Source organism: Streptomyces sp. NBC_00984 (assembly GCF_045162475.1).
GTDB lineage: Bacteria > Actinomycetota > Actinomycetes > Streptomycetales > Streptomycetaceae > Streptomyces.
Window position 1 is genome coordinate 4,368,654 of record NZ_CP108734.1, and the last position, 19,199, is coordinate 4,387,852.

Below are 19,199 nucleotides of genomic sequence, written 5' to 3' on the forward strand. Positions count from 1 at the left end.
CGTCGGCCGCCCCGGAGCCGGAGGAGGCGAGCGACCGCCCATGGAGACGCGAGGCCGGGCTCTGCGCACGCCGCGGGCCGCGGGAACGGCCGGGGTGGTCTTCGCCCTACTGCTCGCCGCCGCCATCGTCATGATCCGGCTGGCGATTCCGTCCGGGCAGGGCAAGGGCTCCGGCGAGTGGCTCACCGACCCCTCGCGCCGGCGCACGGTGCGGACGGCGCTCGAACTCGTCCCGTTCGCGGGCATCGCCTTCCTGTGGTTCATGGGGGCCGTACGCGCCCGGATCGGGGACGCCGAGGACAAATTCCTCGCCACCGTCCTCCTGGGCAGCGGACTGGTCTTCGTGGCGACCCTTTTCGGGGCCGCGGCGGCGGCCGGAAGCCTGCTGGCGACGGCCGACGTGTCCGGGGCCGATCCCGGGCAGCAGCTGTGGTTCTTCGGCGGGCACTTCACGTACGGCCTGCTGACGACCTACGCGATGCGCATGGCCGCGGTCTTCGTCTTCTCGACCTCCGCCATCGGGCACCGGCTCGGCATCCTGCCGCGCCCGCTCACGGTTCTCGGCGTCCTCGTCGGCCTGAACCTGCTTCTCGTGACCGGCACCGTCGCCTGGTCCGAGCTGGCGTTCCCGCTGTGGGCCCTGGTCGTCGGCCTCCACATCCTCGTACGCGCCGCGGCGAACCCGCCGGCCCGCCGATGACCGCATGACTCCATCGGTCCGCCTGTGCTCGCGGATCCGGAACGGCCCTCGCACGCTGATGCGGGGGTACTACTGGAAGGGCGGCCCCTTGATGAGGCTTGTCGTCGATCTCAACCGGTGTCAGGGGTACGCACAGTGCGCCTTCCTGGCACCCGATGTCTTCGCCATGCACGGCGAGGAATCGCTGTTGTACAACCCGCACGCCGACGAGACGCAGCGCGAGCAGGTGCTGCGTGCCGCCACCGCGTGCCCGGTGCGGGCCATCCTGGTGGAGGACCCGGACGGCGCACCGGCCTCGGTGGAAGAGGGGCTGTCCGGTGTCCGGTGACGGTGCCCTGGAGAAGCTGAGGCGCGAGGGGCGGATCGTGATCGTCGGCGCCTCCCTGGCCGGCCTCCGGGCCGCGGAGACCCTGCGGGAGGAGGGCTTCACCGGTTCGCTCACGCTGATCGGTGACGAGCCCCATGAACCGTACGACCGCCCGCCGCTCTCCAAACAGGTCCTGCTGGGCCACGCGTCCGCCGATCGCACCGAGCTGCCCCGGCGGCACGGGCTCGACGCGGACTGGCGGCTCGGGGTCGCCGCCGCCGGGCTGGACATGGCGGCCAGGCGGGTACGGCTGGCCGACGGCGACGAGGTGGAGTACGACCGGCTGCTGATCGCGACCGGTGTACGTGCCCGGCCGTGGCCACATCCGATGGAGGCCGAACTGGACGGGGTCTTCGTGCTGCGCACCCGCGACGACGCGGCCCGGCTCCAGCGGCGGCTGGCCGCATCGCCCCGCCGGGTGCTCGTCATCGGCGCGGGCTTCACCGGCTCGGAGATCGCCTCGGCCTGCCGCGAGCAAGGGCTGCCGGTGACCGTCGCCGAACGCGGGGCCGCTCCCCTCGTGGGCGCGCTCGGCGGTGTGATCGGCCAGGTGGCCGCGGAACTGCAGCGCGAGCACGGCGTGGACCTGCGCTGCGGAATCATGGTCACCGGGCTGGAGGGCGACTCCGTGGGACGCCTGCGGCGTGCCCATCTGTCCGACGGCACCACCCTCGACGCGGATGTCGCCGTCGTCTCGCTCGGCGCCACCCGGAACACCGAGTGGCTGGCCGGATCCGGGCTCGGCGCCGGTCCGCGCGGAATCGCGTGCGACGCGGGCTGCCGGGCCTTCGACGTCCGCGGCATCGTGACCGACGACGTCTTCGTCGCCGGTGATGTCGCCCGGTCCCCGCACGCGCTCTTCGGCTACCAGTTCCTCTCCCTGGAGCACTGGGGCAACGCCGTCGCGCAGGCCGCGACCGCGGCGCACAACATGATCAGCAGCAGTTCCGAACGCCGCCCGCATCTGTGGGTCCCCGCCTTCTGGTCCTCGCAGTTCGGGGTCAACATCAAGTCGGTCGGCGTCCCGTCCCTGGGCGAGGAGGTCATCGTCGCCCAGGGCTCGCTCGCCGAGCACCGCTTCACCGGCGTGTACGGGTACCAGGGCCGGGTCATCGCCGCGGTCTCCTTCGACCAGACGAAGTGGCTGGAGTTCTACCAGCGGCAGATCGAATCGGCCGCCCCGTTCCCCCCGGAGTACTCCTCGGTGGACCGCCGCCCCGAAGGTCTGCGACCGGTCCCGGCCGACTTCCCGGACCCCTCGCTGCCCACCCACGGGCCGTCCGTCACCGTCAGCGGCTACTCGCCGACCGACCAGCGGATCACCTTCACCCCCGCCCGCGCCTGACCCCAGCAAGGACCCCGCCACCATGACGCAAGACACGCTCCTGCGGCAGATCACCGACTACGCCAACCGCGCCGACCCGTACCCGCTGTACACCGAGCTCCGCAAGAAGCCGGTGCGCCAGGAGGGGGACGAGCTGTTCGTCGTCAGCACGTACTGGGAGATCAAGAGTCTGCTGCACGATCCGCGGATCAGCTCGGACGCCCGCAACCTCTCCCCCGGTGCCGCGGGCACCCTGCTCCAGGAGGAGGAGGCCTCGTCCCTGCCACCCGCCTTCCTGCGGCTGGACCCGCCCGAGCACGACCGGTTGCGCCGTATGGCGATGCGCCCGTTCGGGCCGCCGGAAACGCCCCGGCGCGTCCACGACATGCGCGGCGAACTGGCCCGCATCGTCACCGACCTCATCGACGGTTTCGGGGACCGGAGGCAGGTCGACATCGTCGACGACTTCTCGTACCCCTTCCCCGTCACCGTGATCTGCCGGCTGCTGGGCATTCCGCGCGAGGACGAGGCCCGCTTCCACTCCTGGGCCGACATCATCGCCGCCGGCCTCGACCCGGACCCCGGCCAGGACCCCGGCGAGCGGCGCCGCTTCACCCAGCAGGCCCGCACCGAACTGGGGATGTACCTGTCCGGGCTCATCGACGAACGCAGCGGGGCGCCCGGCGACGACATGCTCTCCGAGCTGGTCACCCGGCACGGACCGGACGGGCAGATGACCCGGATGGAAGTGCTCAGCACCGCCGCCCTGCTCCTGATCGCCGGTCATGAGACCACGGTCAACCTCATCACCAACGGGATGCTCACCCTGCTGCGCAACCCCGACGTCCTCGAACGGCTGCGCAACGACTCCCGGCTGGCCGTCCCGCTCGTGGAGGAGCTCCTGCGCTTCGAGCCCCCCGTGCAGTTGCTCCCGCAGCGCACCACCCTCGCGGACATCGACATCGCGGGCACCACCATCCCCGAGGGCGCCTCCGTCTGGCTCGTCCTGGCCTCCGGCAACCGGGACCCGAAACGGTTCCCCGACCCCGACCGCTTCGACCCGGACCGGCAGGACATCCAGCATCTCGGCTTCGGCAGCGGCATCCACAACTGCTTCGGCGCACCCCTGGCACGACTGGAGGCGCAACTCGCCCTGACCGAACTCGCCCACCGGCTCGACGGCCCGCGGCTGGTGGCGGACCCTCCCCCGTACCGGCAGAACGCCGTGCTGCGCGGGCCCCGTCATCTGAACGTCGCGTTCGACGGCCTCCGTACCCGGGGCCGGTTGTTTGGCACATGATGGGCGGATGCCGACGCACGAACCGGACCGGCGCGACCCCGGCCCCTCGCTGGAGCAGATCCTCGGGCTGATCGCCCCCGGGATGCTCGATGTCGTCGTGGCGCCGCGCGGTACCGGTGTGCCGGTGACCGATGTGGCGCTGCACGACCCCGGCGAGGAGCGGGACGACGGCACCTGGGCGGCGGCCGGGCTGATCCTGCTCGTGGTCGGGGTGGAGGTCGCCTCGCCCGACGCCGTCGACGTGCTGCGCGGCGCCGACCGGGCCGGGGCCGCGGCCGTGGTGATGCGGCGGGGCGGCCGGGGGCCGCGGGCGGCACTGCTGGAGGCGGCGGGCCGGGGGCGTACGGCGCTGCTGACCCGGCGGCCGGATCAGGGCTGGACGGAGGTGCTCGGCCGGCTGCGGACCGCGCTGGTGCACAGCGCCCCGGCCGGGGCGGGCGGAACGGCCGGGCTGGCGGGGCTGCGGCTCGGCGATCTGTCCGGACTGGCCAATACGGTGGCGGACCTGGTCGGCGGAGCCATCACGATCGAGGATCCGCAGTCGCGGGTGCTGGCCTATTCGCGGCTGGACCACGAACCGGATCCGATGCGCCGGCTGACGATCCTGGGCCAGGAGGTCCCCCGCTGGCGGGTCGTCGAGCTCCGCGAGAGCGGCTTCTTCCAGGCCCTGTGGAGCACCGAGGACGTGGTGCGGCTGCCCGCCGACGCCCGGTACGCCGAGCGGCTGGCCATCGCGGTGCGCCACGGGTCCGAGGTGCTCGGGTCCCTCTGGGCCGCCGCCGACGGGCAGCCGCTCGCCGAGGACGCGGCGGCCTCGCTGCGCACGGCGGCGCGGGCCGCCGTACCCCATCTGTCCCACCACCAGACCTGGGGCCGGGCTGCGGCCAGGGCCCGGGAAGGGGCGGTGCACGCGCTCCTGAGGGGGGACGTCCGGGACGCGCAGGAGGCCGGGGTCGCGACGGACCGGCCGTACGCGGTGGTGGTCGCGGAGGCGTACGACGGGCGGGCATCCGGTGCCGGTGAGGCGTACGACGGGCGGGAGTCGGGTGCCGGCAAGGCGTCCGGCGTCGCCGGGCAGCGGGTGCTGGATGTGCTGGCGCTGCAGGCCGCCGCGTACCGGCCGGGGTGCGTGAGCGCGCGGTCCGGGCGGCTGCTGTACGTCCTGGTCCCGGCCGGTGACGGTGAGACCGATCCGGCCCGCACCCTGCTGGCGACCGCGCGCTCGATGCCGCGCGGCGTGGTCCTCGCGGGCGCCGGACCGGTGGCGGCCGGGCCGTCGGGGCTGTCCGCCTCGCGGGAGACCGCGGAGCTGGTGGTGCGGGTGCTGCGGGAGCGGGCCGCGGGGCTGCCGGCCGGGGAGGCGGTGTCGGCGGTGGCGGCGTACGACGAGGTGGTCCCCGGGACGACGGTGCTCCGGCTGCTCGACCGGCTGGAGCCGTTGTGGGGGTCGCTGTCCGGGCCGGTGCACGCGATGGTGGAGCACGACCGGGCACACGGTTCGGCGTACGGCGATTCGGTCGCCGCCTACCTCGACGCGTCCTGCGACACGGGCACGGCCGCGCGGCGCCTCAATGTGCACCCCAACACCCTGCGGTACCGGCTGCGCCGGGCCCGGGAGCTGTTCGGCGTCGATCCGGCCGACCCCGCCGTGCGGCTGCTGGCGGAGGTCGGACTGCGGCTCGCGGCCCGTCGGCCGCCCGGGGCGGACGGGCGCTGATCGTTCGGCTGTCCGGTACGGCAAAGGAATCGGGCAGGCGTCGTCGTGTCGGTCGAAGACGCACCGCCCCCTCCGCGCCGAAGCTGTCCGTACAGCCGATTCGAAGCTGTCCGTACGCACCCGGCACGAAGCCGTCCGTACGGACCAGGTGGCAGATGGAGGGGTGTTGTCGTGGTTCGCATGACTTCAGGCTCGGCGGCCCGGCAGCGCGGTGACCGCCGCACGGCGGCACTGGCGCGTGCCGTCGAGGTCGGGCTGCTCGGTCCGCACGCGCCCGTGGTCGGGCTCCTCGACGTGGACGGTGTGCTCGACGCGGTGGACGCGCTGAACGAGGCCTTCGAGGGGCCCGCCCCGGTACGGCACACCTTCGCGGCGAAGGCGTGCGGTCTGGTGCCGGTGCTGCGGCTGCTCGCGGACGCGGGGATGGGGTGCGAAGTGGCCTCGCCCGGTGAGCTGGAGCAGGCGCTGGCGGCCGGGTTCGCGTACGACCGGCTGGTCTTCGACAGCCCCGCGAAGACGGTCGAGGAGCTGGAGTTCGCGCTCGCCCACGGCATCGCGATCAACCTGGACAACTTCCAGGAGATGGCCCGGGTGGACCGCCTGCTGGCCGGCCGGGAGGCCGCCGGACCCATCGGCCTCCGGGTGAACCCGCAGGTGGGGGCGGGGGCCATCGGCGCGATGAGCACCGCGACCGCGACCTCGAAATTCGGCGTCGCGCTGCGTGATCCGGGGGCCGTCGACGCGGTGGTCGAGGCCTTCGAGCGCCGGCCCTGGCTCAACCGGCTGCACGCGCACGTCGGTTCCCAGGGCTGCCCGCTGCCGCTCATCGCCGAGGGCATCCGCGCGGCGTACGAGCTGGCCGAGCGGATCAACACCCGGCTGGGCCACGCCCGGATCACCGGGATCGACATCGGCGGCGGCCTGCCCGTCAACTTCGCCGACGAGGACGACCGGCCCACGTACGCCGACCACGTCGCCGGACTCCGCGAGGCCGCACCGGGTCTCTTCGACGGCCGCTACACCCTGGTCACCGAGTTCGGCCGCTCCCTGCTCGCCAAGAGCGGGACGATCGGCACCGTCGTCGAGTACACCAAGTCCGCGGGCGGACGGCAGATCGCGGTCACGCACGCGGGTGCCCAGGTCGCCACCCGTACCGTGTTCATGCCCGGCTCCTGGCCGCTGCGCGTCGGGGTCTTCGACGCCGCGGGCCGCCCCAAGCAGGGCCCGGCCCAGGTCGTCGACATCGCGGGCCCCTGCTGCTTCGCCGGGGACCTCACCGCGAGCGGGCTCGAACTCCCCGTCGTCGAACCCGGCGACGTGGTGGCGCTCTACGACACCGGGGCGTACTACTTCTCCTCGCACTTCTCGTACAACTCGCTGCCCCGGCCCGCGGTGTACGGATACCGCACCGGCGCCGACGGACAGGTGCGCTTCGCGCTGGTGCGCGAGGCGCAGAGCGTGCGCGGGGTCGTCGAGGAGAGCGGCCTCGCGCAGGCCGACAATCTGGTGGCGCTGTCCGCGAGGTGAGCTCCCGTCAGGACCTCCGGCCGAAGAACTCGATCTCGGCGACGGCGAGCCGGCGGCCGGGACCCGCTCCGTAGGTGGTGTCGGTCGTGAGCCGGGCCCTGACGATCTCCGATCCGCGCAGGTCGAAGGTCTGCTGGCCCGGCTGGTCCTTGACCCGCAGCTTCTTGCTGACACTGGTTCCGTCGGCGGAGGTGAGCAGGACGGTGATCCTGGCCGGGCGGGCCTGGGTGAGGAACTCGTCCATCTTGGCCGACGTGCCCGAGAAGACGACCAGCTTCAGCACCCGTACCGGCTGCTCGAAGTCGCACTCCAGGTACTGGCCCACCCCGGTGTCGGGCCCGGCGGCCGAGGGCGCCCAGTAGCGGTTGTTGAAGCCGTCGAACGCCGCACCCGCCGGGTGCCCCGCAGCCCGGCTGGAGGCCCGGAACCGGGTGGGCGGCACCGCCTCCGGCGTCCCGGTCTCGTCCTTGGCGAAGCCGAACCAGCCGGACACGTGCGGAAGGGCGAACCAGACACCGCACGCCAGCACGATCAGCACGATCGGCAGCGCCAGACCGGGGCGGCGCCACAGCCGGCGCCTCGGCCGGGTGCCCACGGTGGGTGCCTGACGCGGTCGCCGCCGGAAGATCCGGCGCCACCAGGGAGGCCGGACACCGGGCGGCGGGCCCGGGTCCAGGAGCAGCGCGCAGCGGATGCACAGGGTGCGGTCCGGGGCGTTCTCCGTACGGCAGTTGGGGCAGCGGACGGGCGGGGCGGGAGGCGGGCCCGGGGGTGTGCTCGGCGGGCCGGGCGGTACGTCGGGCAGCGCCTCGGGCCCCGGGACCGGCTCGTCCGGGTCGTCGCCGGGGCGACGCGGGGCGGCTGCCGCGACAACAGGGGGAGGAGGCTGAGGGGACGGCTGGGGTGGGTGATGCAGCTGAGGTGAGTGGGGTGGCTGGTGTGGCTGGTGTGGCTGGGGCGGCTGGGGAGCTGGCTGCGGCCGGGGCGCCGGGGTGGCCGGAGGCGCCGGGGAACCGCTCTGCGGCGCCTCCCACTCCAGGAACGCCTGGCACGACGTACAGAACTGCGTCCCCGGCGCGTTGTTCTGGCCGCACGTCCCGCAGATCACAAGACCTCCAGGTCGAAGCCCACGTGCGCCGGGATCTCCGTACGGATCAGCTCCTCCAGCCGTACCCGGTCGACCTGGTACGGCTGCGCGGCCCGGACCCGGACCGTGACCCATGGCCGCGGGCCGCCCGGGAACCGGGTGTGCGGCGTCGTCGACCACGCCGTGCCGCCACTCTCCACGATCTCCGGCTCGATCCCGGTCTCCAGGAACACCGCCTCCGCGAGACCGCGCCGGGTGCCTCGCCGGCTGTGCCGCTCGACCGCGCCGCGCACCGTCGCGCGGCGCTGCTCGACCGGGCGGTCCGCGCGGGTGTCGACGGCCACCCACTGGGCCAGCCAGGCCAGGAAGTCCTCGGGCGCGCTGCGGGGGTCGAGGTGGGCGGGCAGATTGTCGATGGAGAGCAGGACCGGGGCGAGTACGTCGTCCAGCGCCGCGAGGAACCGGCGCAGGAAGTCCTGCTCCAGGTAGACCGCCGGGAGCTGTTCGATCAGCGGGTGCGGTGTCGGCAGGCCGGTCACGGCTGTGCGCATGGCGGTCAGGCCTCCCGTACCCGGAGCTGGTGCTCGTAGCTGAAGACCAGCGCGTGCCGGTCCAGTGCGATCTTGGTGGTGGGCTCGCCGCGCTGCCCGTTCACGGGGTCGGCGGGGAAAAGGCGTACGTCCTCCACCAGGTCCACGCCCGGCACCTGTTGCAGTACGGCGAACGCCTCGCCCGACTGGATCGGCCGGCCGAACGGCCAGCCGTCGCGACCCGGTCCGCCGCTCAGCGGGTTGAAGTAGCTGTAGAGGGCGGTCAGCGCCTCCTCGCGCACCTGCTCCAGCACGACACCTCTGCGGGCCTGGACCGAGGCGACCACGGTGACCCCCTGGTAGAAGGGCCGCTCGACCACCAACCGGGCGCCGATGGGCCTTCGTTCGTCCAGATGGCCCGCGATCAGGGCGAGGGTGTGCTGCGGCGGGATCAGCTCGTCGAACTGGATCCGGCCCTGCTCGTCGCTGCGCCCGGCCGGCACGACGAGCAGCCGCACCCCGCCCGCCTCGACGTCCGGGTCCCCGCCGGCCGGGATGCACTGCACCCGGGACGCGTCGGGCGCGACCTCCCGGGCGAGCAGTTCGTAGTCGTGCGGCACGACGGCCCGGTGCAGGGTCCGCAGCGTCATCGGGCCGCGCACCCGGGCGCTCTCCACCGTCTCGCCGTCGACCCCGCCGAGCGCGGGGCGGCGGTTCTCCACCCGGGCCACGTACGGGATGGCGCTGCGCAGCACCCGGAGCGTGGCGCGGGCGACATTGCCGCGCAGCCCCCCGCCGGTGCGGTACGAGCGCACGCGCACGGCGGCGCCCTTCGGCGGCACCTTCCCGTAGTAGCGGATGGAGCCGTCCCGTTCCCGTACCGCCGGACCGAATTCGACCCGCCCCGAGTTGGGGTCGAGCGTGATGTGCCGGTCCTCGGGGCCGGAGTGCGCGAAGTCGTCGACCCGGGTCCACTCCGTGCCCTGCGGGTCCCCCGCCGGGTCCGCGACCTCGACGACGAAGTCGCCGGGGACGACCGGCGGGCGGCTCACCGTGAAGATCTGGCCGGGTACGCCCTCGGCCGGGCCGAGCACCTCGTCGGTCACGGTCTCGGCGTGCACGGCTCCGACGGTCGCGCCGATCGTGAACGCGGTGATCCGGCGGACCACCGGGGGCGCCATGTAGGTGGGCTGGCCCGGGACGGCCTCCACCAGGCGGCAGCGCAGCCAGCCGCCGGTCCGGCGTACGACGACGGCGGGCGTGTGACTCTCCGGGAGGTGCAGGATCAGCTCTCCGGACCGGTTGAAGCCGCCGGTGTCGTCCTTCTCGATCTCGCAGGCCGTCCAGGCACTGCCGTCCCATGCCTCCCAGAGCAGCGGCGGCCGCAGCGGGTCCACGCCGACGCCCTCGACCGCGCAGTCCAGCCGCAGCACGACGACTCCCGAGGGAACGGCCGCGGACAGACCCACGTAGAGGGCGTCGCCGGGTGCGGGCGTGCCACCGAAGCAGGGGACGGACCGGCCGAGCGCGAGTTCCTCGGTGCGGTCGACCGCGTCGCCGGACGTCGGCCAGGTGGCGAGGTGGGCGAACTCGCAGGGAACTATGGACAGTTCGCCGACAGTCGTGAAGACCACCGCCTCCTCGGTCTCCGTGCGTACGGTCGCGACCTCCGTACCGGCCCGTACCCGCACCGGTTCGGGCTGCGGCGCGGAGAGCCGGAACGTCACATCGGTGTGGGCGGCCGTGGGCGGGTGGAGCCGGACCCCGATCAGGTCGAGGAAGGTCAGATAGCTCTTCTCCGGGACCCGGTTCACCCGGTAGACGAGCTGGTCGACCATGGTCGCGAAGGCCTCGATGAGGGTCACGCCCGGGTCCGACACATTGTGGTCGGTCCACTCGGGGCAACGCTGCTGGACGAGCCGTTTCGCCTCGTCGACCAGGCCCTGGAAGCGGCGGTCGTCCAGATACGGGCTGGGCAGCGTCACGCGCCGTCCACCTCCTCGTGCTGCGGGATCACATAGAACGGAAAGACCAGGTTCCGGGGGTCGTTGGCGCCCCGGACGGTGTAGCCGATGTCGATGTACAGGACCCCGTTGTCCACCTCGTCGAACCGGACGACGACCTCGGTGACCTCGATCCGGGGCTCCCACCGGTCCAGCGCGAGACGCACCTCGTACGCCAGCTGTCCGGCCGTGCCCGCGTCCGCCGGGGCGAACACGTAGTCGTTGACGGCGCAGCCGAACTCCGGCCGCATCGGCCGCTCGCCCGGTGACGTCGCCAGGATCAGCCGGATCGACTCCTCCAGCTCGTGCTCCCCGCGCACCAGGGCGATGGAACCGGTGGCGTCGGTACGCGGCGGGAAGGCCCAGCCCGCGCCGATGAACTCCTGACCCATGGACGCTCAGCCTCCGATCAGCACCGTCAGGCACCCGGACACGATCGGCGCGCCGCAGGCGGCCCGGTCCCCGACGCGTGCGGCGGGCTGCCCGCCGATCAGCACCGTGGTGCTGCCGGGCGGCGTGATCGCGGACGGGGCGTGCACCGCGGGCGGCGGCGACGCGCACAGGTGCGGGGTGCCGACCGTGGCGGCGGGGAGCCCGCCGATCAGCACGGACGGGACGCCGGGGGGCCCGACCGTGCCGGGGTGTCCGGTGGGGTCTCCGACCCGTGCGGCGGGCGCCGCGGCTGCTGACATGGAAGTCCGTTCCTCTCGCTCAGCGCGTCCGCGCGGTCAATTGATCTTCACCATGGGTGCGTTGATGGCCAGGGAGGAGCCGCCCTTGATGTCGGTGCGCTGCGTTCCGTTGACCGCGACCTGGGCGCCCCGGACGTCCACCGTGCCGCCGGTGGAGAGCTTGACCTCGCCGGTCCCGCCGTCGACGCTCACTCCGCTGCGGGACTTCAACGTGACGCTGTCACCGCTCAGTTCGAGCGTGCCCTGCCCGCCGTCCAGCGCGACCCCGCGGGCCGCCTTGATGGACACCTGCTGCTTGGCCTCGATGTTCACGCTGCCGTCGCTGTTGATCACGATCACGGTGCCCTTGCGGTCCAGATCGATCTTCAGCTTTCCGTCGCCGGTGAGCAGGCGTACGCCCTGCGGCCCGTTGGCGTTGTCCAGGATCTCCAGCTGGTTGCCGCTCTTGGAGGCGATCGAGCGTCGGTTGACGGCCCCGCTGGTCGGGTCGACCAGCGGGTCTCCCGGGCCGGACTCCGAGGCGGGTCCCGCGGTGGACGGTGCGCCGGAGACGGCCCCGGGCACCGCACCGGCCGCGCCTCCAGGTCCACCGCCGGCCGGGCCCCCGCCGCCTCCGCCTCCACCGCCCCCGCCGCTGCCCTGGGACGGCCGGTCCTTCCCGTTGTACAGACCGGCGAGGACGTACGGATGGTCCAGATGCCCGTGCTCGAACCCCACCAGCACCTCGTCCCCGACCTCGGGGATGAACGCCTCGCCGCCGCTCGTCCCGCCCGACTGGGCCGTACGCGCCCAGTCGCTCGCGTACTCGTCCGACAGCCAGGGGAACCGCACCTTGACCCGGCCCGAGCCCTCCGGGTCGTGGGTGTCCGTGACCGTCCCGCTGACCAGCCCCGCACAGCGCGACCCGCCCCCGCCGGCTCCGGACCCGCCGGACCCCGGCCCTCCGCCGGTCAGCCCGAACAGCGAGCGCTCCTGCTGACCGGAGACGGTGAGCCAGGTCTCGTACCCGCGTACCGGGTCGAAGACATGCCGCGACGACGTGACCGTGTACCGCCCCTCGAACGGCGCCCCCACCGCGTTGAGCGCCACCGCGCTGCCGGCCCGCACCTCCGGGTTCCCCCGGATCACCGCCTCCAGCTCCGCGAACGACCCGGCGATCCGCTCGGCCAGCGCCTTCGCCGCCTGGTCCACCTGCGCCTGGGCCCCGTACGCCGCGTCCGTGACCACGAAGCGCGCCTCGCCGAACGGGGCGGACACCTCGGCCGCGCTCACCCCCAGCTCCAGCGTCGCCGACTTCCCGGCGGGCGCCCGCCCGACCAGCGGCTGCTTGGCCTTGATGTCCCAGCCGCGCACCTCGACCTCGGAGACCTGCTCGGCGGAGGACACCCCGGCCCGGCAGCGCAGCAGATTGCTGCCCATCTCCAGGACCAGCGGATTGCGGTCGGCCCGCGCCGAGCCGTCCGGTGCGCCGCTCGCCTCCGCGGGCCGGGTGATGTGCAGCTGCCCGTCGAGCACGTACGCCTGGGCGCCCGCCTCCTCGGCCAGGTCCCGGATGAACTCCCAGTCGGTGACGTTGGGCTGGGCGATGTGTTCGAGCACGGGACCGGCCACGTCGACCGTTCCCGGCTTCAGTCCGGCGCGCTGGGCGACCTGGGCGCAGATGTCGGCGAGTGTCATGTTCTGGTAGCTGGCCACCCGGCGGCCGCGGAACAGCCGGTGCGACTCGTCGAGACCGCGTACGACGGTGAAGGTGCCGGTCTCGTCGAGCTCCACCTCCAGCGCGGTGACCACCCCCTTCAGCAGCGGTTTCGGTGCCGGGTCGCCGCCCGCCCGAGCCAGCAGTCTGACCTCGCTGCCGATCTTCAGCCCGGTCTGCTCCAGCAGCACCCGGTCCGGATCGCGGAAGCGCAGGAGGAACAGGTCGGGCAGCGTCCGGCTGTCGTCGACGTACCCCTCGACCAGCGTGTTCACGAACTTCGCCGGCAGCGGACTGCCACCGAACTCCACCACCAGCGCCGTCGCGACGCCCGGCTGCGCCATCAGGACCGCCCTCCGTCCCGGCCCTCTTCGAGCCGGCTCAGCTCGTCGAGCGCGGGGAGCAGCAGCTGCCGGCCGGGGGCCAGCCGCATCGGGTCGTCGATCCCGTTCGCCTCCGCGATCACCCGCCAGGCCGCCGGGTCGCCGTACTCGCGCTGGGCGAGCGACGGCAGCGAGTCCCCGGCGTCCAACTGGTGTACCCGGCGGGCCGCGAGGGCGCCCGAGGTCGGGTTCTGGCCCGGGGTGTCGCCGCTGATCTCCTCCATCGTCACCTGGCAGACGGCCCGGATCGGCACGCCCGATGTGGTGAACAGGGTGTATTTCGCCTGTACTTGACTGACGTAGCCGGGGAATCCGGTCAGCCCGCCCCAGTGGAAGACCACCCACGGCGGCGAGGAGCGCTGCTGCTGCCGGGTCTCGTTCGTCGGCACGCAGCACGCGAAGAGCTGTTCCACGGAGGTCACCACGCGGGTGTCCTGGGTGTCGCTGGCGTCGAAGAACATCTCCACGGTGAGCTTGCTGGGCTGCGAGCCCTGGTACTCCGGCGGGCCGGAACTCTTCGCGCCCTTGGCCGGGCTCCGCTTCCAGGAGGCGGCCTTGGTGAGGCTGAGCTCCTTGGGGTTGAACTGGAAGTCGATCCGCCCGCACGGGCCGCCGGGGGTGAGGCCGCCGCCGGTCGGCGGGGTCCGCAGTTCCAGATAGGCGTGCTCCAGCTTGGGCCTGGCCGAACCTCCCTTGCCCGCCTTCGCGGCCGACGCCCCGGACGTACCGGCGGCGCTGAAGGCGATGGGACCCGCACCGCTCACGACGCTCAGCCCTCCATCACATAGCCGTGATGGGCGATCTCGATCGTCTCCATCGCGACCTTGGGCGATTCGGGGGTGAAGGAGGGGCCGGTCCAGCGGACGGGCACGACCTCCAGCAGCCCCCACTGGGCCACCTTCTGCCCGTCCCCGGTGCGCGCCTCGATGTGCGCCGTCTTGCGGCTGAACCCGGTCGTCATGGTGGCGAACCAGCGCGCCACCTTCTCGGTCTCCTTGGTGAGCGGCCTGGACAGCTTGACGTTCGAGTACTTCAGGCGGGTCGGCAGCTGCCACAGATGCCCGTTGTTGCCGCCCTCCTCCCGTGTTTCGAGCACCACTTCGCAGCCCAGCCCGTCGCATGTGTTGAACGATCCGAGCTCGATGTCGTCGATCGTGACGACGAAGCAGACACTGACGGCGGGATCGTTGTCCTGGGCGGTGGCCATGGCGCGTACCTCTCGATTTCAGTGCCTGATGGCGATTTCAGTGCCTGGTGTTGATCTCAGTGCCTGGTGTTGATCTCAGTGCCTGGTGTTGATGAGGAATCCCGCTCGTTCGCGTTCCAACCGCAGATCCGCCTTGAAAAGCCTGCTGAGCGGCGCATACAGGGCGCGTACCAGCTCGTCGGTGACGACGGGCGCTCCACCTGGGGCGGTGGCGTGGGCAGGAGCGCCCGGCGCACCGTGGCCCTCGGCCGTGGACCGGGGTTCCGGCTCCGGCCGGGGCTCCGGATCGGGTTCGGGCGAGGGCTCCTGGGGCGGATCCGGTGGCGGTGGCTCCTCGGTCTCCGTCTCGCGCTGGACGACGGGCGGCGCGTACGGCGGGGGCGGCGACCCGAAGACCACACTGCCGTCGGCCATCCGCTGAGCCACCCCGGCGGCCACGGCGACCGAACCGGCCGAAGTGAAGGAGGGCGCGGACGGAGTGTGGGCGGCGGACGGCGCGGTACGGCTACCGGAACCCGGCAATGAACGCGGCACCGGCGGCCCCCCGGCTGCCTGACGTTGCAGGGCGGGAAGCGGCGGGGAGGGCGCACCCGTGGCCTGCCCCGGAGTCGTGGCGGTACGTTGCAGCGCCGCCGGTACGGATGGTGTCGCCGCCGCCATCGACGGCGCACCCCGCCCGGCGGGCGTCCAGCGCACCGGTACGGCATCGGGCAGGGACGGCAGCCCGGGGCCCGGCACCGGCCCCGCAGCGGCCGGCGGCGACAGCGCCACCCCGTCCGCGGCGGAACGCTGCACGGCGCCCGCCCCACCGCTCGGACCGTTCTGGAGCGTCACGGGCCGGTCGGCGAGCAACGGCGCGACCGGAGCGGTGGTCGGGGGCGGCGCCATGGGCGCCTGCGGCGGCACGGCGGGAGTCCGCTGCACGGCCGGGGCGGGCGAGGGCGCCGGTACGGACTCCGACGCGGCGGGGCGCAGGGGGGAGTCGCCGAGCAGCGGTGCGGTGGGCGTGTCGGAGTCGGCGGCCGTCTCCGTGGCCGCGGGCACCTGAGGGGCCTCGGGTACCTCACCGGCACCACCGTCCGTCACACTCCGGGCGACCGGAATCGCTCCGGCCGCTCCGGCCGCTCCGGCCGCCCCTTCCGCCTCCGGACCGGCGTGGGCAGCCTGTCGCTGTGCCGTGGGCGGCAGTGCGGGCATCGGCGCGCCGAGTCCGGGCGCCCGCCGGGGCTGGTCCGGGACCGGCGGCCGCACCGACCGCTGAACGGGCGGGGCCGGGGTGGCCGACCGGGGCGCAGCCGCCTGGGGCGCGGCGGATTCGGGCACAGTGGATTCGGGTGCCGCGGATTCGGGTGCCACCACCAGGGGCTGCTCGCCCACCAGTTGGCGTACCGGCAACTCCGCCACGGCCGACTCCCCGGCCGACGTCATCGCGGGCTCACCACCCGGGACAGCGCGCTGCACGGGCACGGACAGGGGGACGGACCTGGCGGGGACCGGCAGCTCCACGGACCGCTGCACCGGCGAAGGTCGGTCCGCGGTCGCCGGGCCGGCCGGGCCGGTGATCCCGTGCACCAGTCCGGTGGGCGCGTCCGGGCTGACCAGATGCCCCAGCGGTGTCCCGAGCGAGGCGTCCTGCCGGGTGGAGAGCGATCCCTGGAATCCGGAAGGGTCGATGACCAGATCCTGAGTGCCCAGGGTCCGCTGGATGGGCGGCAGTTCGGCCAGATCGACCCGCTCGCGCGGCACGGCCGGCACAGCGGCGCCCGCGCTGCCCGCCTCCGCGGCCGTACTGCTCGTACGCGTCTCCGTGCGCCCGCCACCGCGCAGCCAGGACATCAGGCCCATGGATTCTTCCGCCCTCCCTGCGCTGTTCGCTACTGCCCGTTGAGGCGAGCGATCTGTGCGACGAACCTCAGTCGTTCCGGGTGCTCCAGATCCAGCAGCTCATCGAGCGGCCAGTGGAAGTGATAGGCGAGGTACGCGACCTCCTCGTAGAGCAGGTCGGCCGCGTACGTCACGATTCCCCCAGGCGGCCACCGGCGAGATTCACCGCGAACTCCTCCTGGCAGGCCGGACAGGTGACGGCGGCGCGGGTGTGCCCCTCGGCGTTGATCCGCCGGTAGAAGTCCTGGAGAAAGGCCAGGTCGGAGGCGAAGAGGTCCTCGATGATGCCGGGGTGGATGTCGTCGATCGTGCCGATCCGGGTGACGACCCGGGCGATGAGCACGACCGAGAGGTACGCGGAGTTCTCCCGCACCCGGTCGTCCCGCAGCGGTACGAGTTCGTCGCGCGCGGTCGCGAGCCGCATGACGCCCGTATGGTGCACGACGCCCGCATCGTCGACGTACCCGCGCGGCAGCTCGAAGGTGAACTCGGTGCGGAGCGTGTCCCGTTGGCCGGACCGTCCGCTCCCGCCGGCCGGGAGGTGCGTGTCCGGCCGTTCGACGGCCTCCGCCGGAGCCGTACGTCGCATCAGTCGAGTTCCATGCTCTCGTAGGTGATCGCGAGCTTCTCCGTCAGGACCGAGGTGTCACCGGCCTTGAGGGTGCCGATCTCCAGGGACTTCGGCCAGGCGTTGATGAGCTTGTAGCGCTTGATGGCGATGCCCTCGTGGTCGTACACGATGACCGCGCCGTTGCGGCGGGCCGCGGTCATCCGGCCGAACCGGGAGTCCTTGATCCACCGTTCGAAGCTGTTGTCCTCGGTGAGACCGCGGGTCACGGTCACCTCACCGGCCTTCGGCCTGCCGGGGAGCTTCTTGATGGCGTAGCGGCCGTCCGCGGTGTTCTGCTTCAGCTCGATGACGTCCTGCTCCATCTTCAGACCGCTGACCTCGGTGATCTGCTTGATGACGACGCTGTCGAATTCGAGGCCGAAGGAGGCCCCGACGGTGCTGTCGAGATCGGGAAGTGGCACAACAGGCTCCTTTACCGCTTTAACCGCTTGGTGGACCTCAGGACGGCCGCGCTGCTACGGCCCGGCTCCCGGCGGCGCTACTCGTCGACACCGCCGGTGCCCCCGGTCAGCTGGGAGAGGCGGAAGACGACGAACTCGGCGGGCTTGACCGGTGCCACCCCGATCTCGCAGATGACCTGGCCCGCGTCGATGCTCTCCGGCGGGTTGGTCTCGCGGTCGCACTTGACGTAGAACGCCTCTTCCGGGGTGAGCCCGAACAGCGCCCCCTTGCGCCACTCGTTGACCAGGAACGCCGAGACGGTGCGCCGGATACGGGCCCACAGGGCGTCGTCGTTCGGCTCGAAGACGACCCACTGCGTACCGGCGAGGATCGACTCCTCCAGGTAGTTGAAGAGGCGCCGGACGTTCAGATAGCGCCAGGCCGGGTCGGAGGCCAGCGTGCGCGCGCCCCAGACCCGGATGCCGCGCCCGGGGAAGGACCGGATGCAGTTCAGCCCGATCGGGTTGAGCAGATCGTGTTCGCCCTTGGTCAGCTGGGTCTGCAGGGCGACCGCCCCGCGCACGACCTCGTTGGCCGGGGCCTTGTGCACACCGCGCGACTCGTCGTTGCGCGCCCAGACCCCGGCGATGTGGCCGCTCGGCGGGACGAGCCGGGCGCGCCCGGACGCGGGGTCGGCGACCCGGATCCACGGGTAGTAGAGCGTGGCGTACTTGGAGTCGAAGTTGGCACGGTCGGTGCGCCAGGCGCGGATCTGCTGCGGGCTCAGTCCCGGCGGCGGGTCGAGGATGGCGACGCGGTCGCCCATCAACTCGCAGTGGCTGATCAGCCCCTGCTGCACGGCGATCACCGACTCCAGGTCCAGCAGCCCGCGTTCGTACGCGCTCATCAGGTCGGGCACGGCGATGGTCGTGACCTCTTCGACCGCTTCGAGCCCGCCGAACCCGGTCCGGCGGTCGGGGTCGCCCACGTACAGCTCGGGGGTCAGTGCCCCGGCAGCGGGTGAGGCGGGCGCGGCGGGGGCCAGGGTCACGCTCTGCGGCCCGGGTTTGGCCGGGGCGGCTCCGCGGGCCGTCTCGCGTATCTCGATGAGCTCCGACTTCGCGTTGACCCGGGTGGCGACGTTCTCCTTGCTGCGCTTGGTCGTGACGCTCGGGTACGTCTCCGCAACCTGCCCGTCCCGCTTCACGATCAGCTGGAAGACGTCGGAGGGCGGATCGTCCCCCTCCGCCTCGGCCACCTCGACGGTCACCTCTCCCGTCACACCGGGGCGGGGCTTCACCGCGTACGGCCCGAGCTGTGTCTCCGACCCCGCGGGCAGCTGCCCGACGGCCTGGTCGTCCTCCCCGTCCGCCGGGGGCTCGGTTCCGTCACCGATGCGCACCACGTAGCAGACACCCCCGCCGTTGGCGAAGAACCCGTACACGGCCGACGCCAGATACGTACCGTCGACGAAGTCACCGAACGTCCCGGCGAACTGGCTCCAGTTGGTGATCAGCGTCGGCTCGTCGAACGGGCCCTTCTGGGCGAAGCCGACGAAGGCGGTGACCGAGGTGCCCACCCCTTCGATCGGCCGGGACCCGGACTCGATCTCTTCGACGTAGACGCCCGGGGACAGGTACGACGGCATGTGAGTCTCTCCTTGGCCGGGGAACGCCCGCAATTCTTGCGAGAGCGGCGATCACCGGGAACGGACACTCGGCCGCCCACCCGTGCACCGGCCGCTGCCCGATCAGGCAATGCCCCCGCGCT

At 72.8% G+C, this 19,199-nt stretch carries 19 protein-coding genes; 6 read left to right on the forward strand and 13 right to left on the reverse strand.

Features of this window, described 5'->3' with window-relative positions; translation table 11 throughout:
* Positions 1-40 precede the first annotated feature (40 nt).
* From OG520_RS19380 to OG520_RS19405, 6 genes are all read left to right on the forward strand, one after another.
* Positions 41-700 carry a hypothetical protein gene (locus OG520_RS19380; protein WP_399332176.1) on the forward strand — a complete coding sequence of 220 codons (660 nt, stop codon included), beginning with the start codon at positions 41-43 and terminating at the stop codon, positions 698-700.
* Between the two features lie 91 nt (positions 701-791).
* The gene (locus OG520_RS19385; RefSeq protein WP_399332178.1) at positions 792-1,028 is read left to right on the forward strand and encodes a ferredoxin; all 237 of its coding nucleotides are present in this window, start codon (positions 792-794) and stop codon (positions 1,026-1,028) included.
* Positions 1,018-2,412: an NAD(P)/FAD-dependent oxidoreductase gene (locus OG520_RS19390; protein WP_406013993.1), complete on the forward strand. Its 1,395-nt coding sequence runs from the start codon at positions 1,018-1,020 to the stop codon at positions 2,410-2,412. Before OG520_RS19385 ends, OG520_RS19390 begins: the two co-directional genes overlap by 11 nt.
* Positions 2,413-2,434: 22 nt before the next feature.
* Complete coding sequence (locus OG520_RS19395) at positions 2,435-3,691, forward strand: cytochrome P450 (RefSeq protein WP_406013994.1); 1,257 nt, start codon at positions 2,435-2,437, stop codon at positions 3,689-3,691.
* A gap of 7 nt (positions 3,692-3,698) precedes the next feature.
* Entirely contained in the window at positions 3,699-5,408 is a 1,710-nt protein-coding gene (locus tag OG520_RS19400; RefSeq protein WP_406013995.1) for a PucR family transcriptional regulator, read from the forward strand.
* Between the two features lie 180 nt (positions 5,409-5,588).
* Positions 5,589-6,935, forward strand: coding sequence for a diaminopimelate decarboxylase (locus OG520_RS19405; protein ID WP_406013996.1), 1,347 nt, complete (start codon positions 5,589-5,591; stop codon positions 6,933-6,935).
* A gap of 7 nt (positions 6,936-6,942) precedes the next feature.
* Here OG520_RS19405 and OG520_RS19410 read toward each other — a convergent pair whose 3' ends face one another.
* The 13 genes from OG520_RS19410 to OG520_RS19470 form a co-directional block, all read right to left on the reverse strand.
* Complete coding sequence (locus OG520_RS19410; RefSeq protein ID WP_406013997.1) at positions 6,943-7,530, reverse strand: discoidin domain-containing protein; 588 nt, start codon at positions 7,528-7,530, stop codon at positions 6,943-6,945.
* Positions 7,531-8,039: 509 nt separating this feature from the next.
* Positions 8,040-8,573, reverse strand: a complete 534-nt coding sequence (locus tag OG520_RS19415; RefSeq protein WP_399332190.1) for a phage tail protein — start codon at positions 8,571-8,573, stop codon at positions 8,040-8,042.
* Positions 8,574-8,578: 5 nt separating this feature from the next.
* A complete protein-coding gene (locus OG520_RS19420; protein WP_399332192.1) occupies positions 8,579-10,537 on the reverse strand; it encodes a putative baseplate assembly protein in 1,959 nt (652 codons plus the stop codon).
* The gene (locus OG520_RS19425) at positions 10,534-10,947 is read right to left on the reverse strand and encodes a GPW/gp25 family protein (protein ID WP_072488546.1); all 414 of its coding nucleotides are present in this window, start codon (positions 10,945-10,947) and stop codon (positions 10,534-10,536) included. Before OG520_RS19425 ends, OG520_RS19420 begins: the two co-directional genes overlap by 4 nt.
* A gap of 6 nt (positions 10,948-10,953) precedes the next feature.
* Positions 10,954-11,247 carry a PAAR domain-containing protein gene (locus OG520_RS19430; protein ID WP_399332194.1) on the reverse strand — a complete coding sequence of 98 codons (294 nt, stop codon included), beginning with the start codon at positions 11,245-11,247 and terminating at the stop codon, positions 10,954-10,956.
* 36 nt (positions 11,248-11,283) lie between these two features.
* Positions 11,284-13,287 (reverse strand): VgrG-related protein, encoded by a 2,004-nt coding sequence (locus tag OG520_RS19435; RefSeq protein ID WP_406013998.1) that lies wholly within the window; start codon positions 13,285-13,287, stop codon positions 11,284-11,286.
* A complete protein-coding gene (locus tag OG520_RS19440; protein WP_399332198.1) occupies positions 13,287-14,090 on the reverse strand; it encodes a peptidase M23 in 804 nt (267 codons plus the stop codon). Before OG520_RS19440 ends, OG520_RS19435 begins: the two co-directional genes overlap by 1 nt.
* Positions 14,091-14,095: 5 nt before the next feature.
* A complete protein-coding gene (locus OG520_RS19445; RefSeq protein WP_093549687.1) occupies positions 14,096-14,533 on the reverse strand; it encodes a phage tail protein in 438 nt (145 codons plus the stop codon).
* A 75-nt stretch (positions 14,534-14,608) separates the two neighbouring features.
* Complete coding sequence (locus tag OG520_RS19450; RefSeq protein WP_406013999.1) at positions 14,609-16,378, reverse strand: hypothetical protein; 1,770 nt, start codon at positions 16,376-16,378, stop codon at positions 14,609-14,611.
* Between the two features lie 29 nt (positions 16,379-16,407).
* The gene (locus OG520_RS19455; RefSeq protein ID WP_093896703.1) at positions 16,408-16,551 is read right to left on the reverse strand and encodes a DUF6760 family protein; all 144 of its coding nucleotides are present in this window, start codon (positions 16,549-16,551) and stop codon (positions 16,408-16,410) included.
* Positions 16,548-17,006: a hypothetical protein gene (locus OG520_RS19460; protein ID WP_406014000.1), complete on the reverse strand. Its 459-nt coding sequence runs from the start codon at positions 17,004-17,006 to the stop codon at positions 16,548-16,550. Before OG520_RS19460 ends, OG520_RS19455 begins: the two co-directional genes overlap by 4 nt.
* Positions 17,006-17,449 carry a phage tail protein gene (locus OG520_RS19465; RefSeq protein WP_072488539.1) on the reverse strand — a complete coding sequence of 148 codons (444 nt, stop codon included), beginning with the start codon at positions 17,447-17,449 and terminating at the stop codon, positions 17,006-17,008. The genes OG520_RS19460 and OG520_RS19465 overlap by 1 nt, the downstream gene beginning before the upstream one ends.
* Before the next feature lie 77 nt (positions 17,450-17,526).
* Entirely contained in the window at positions 17,527-19,077 is a 1,551-nt protein-coding gene (locus OG520_RS19470) for a phage tail sheath family protein (RefSeq protein WP_406014001.1), read from the reverse strand.
* Positions 19,078-19,199 lie beyond the last annotated feature (122 nt).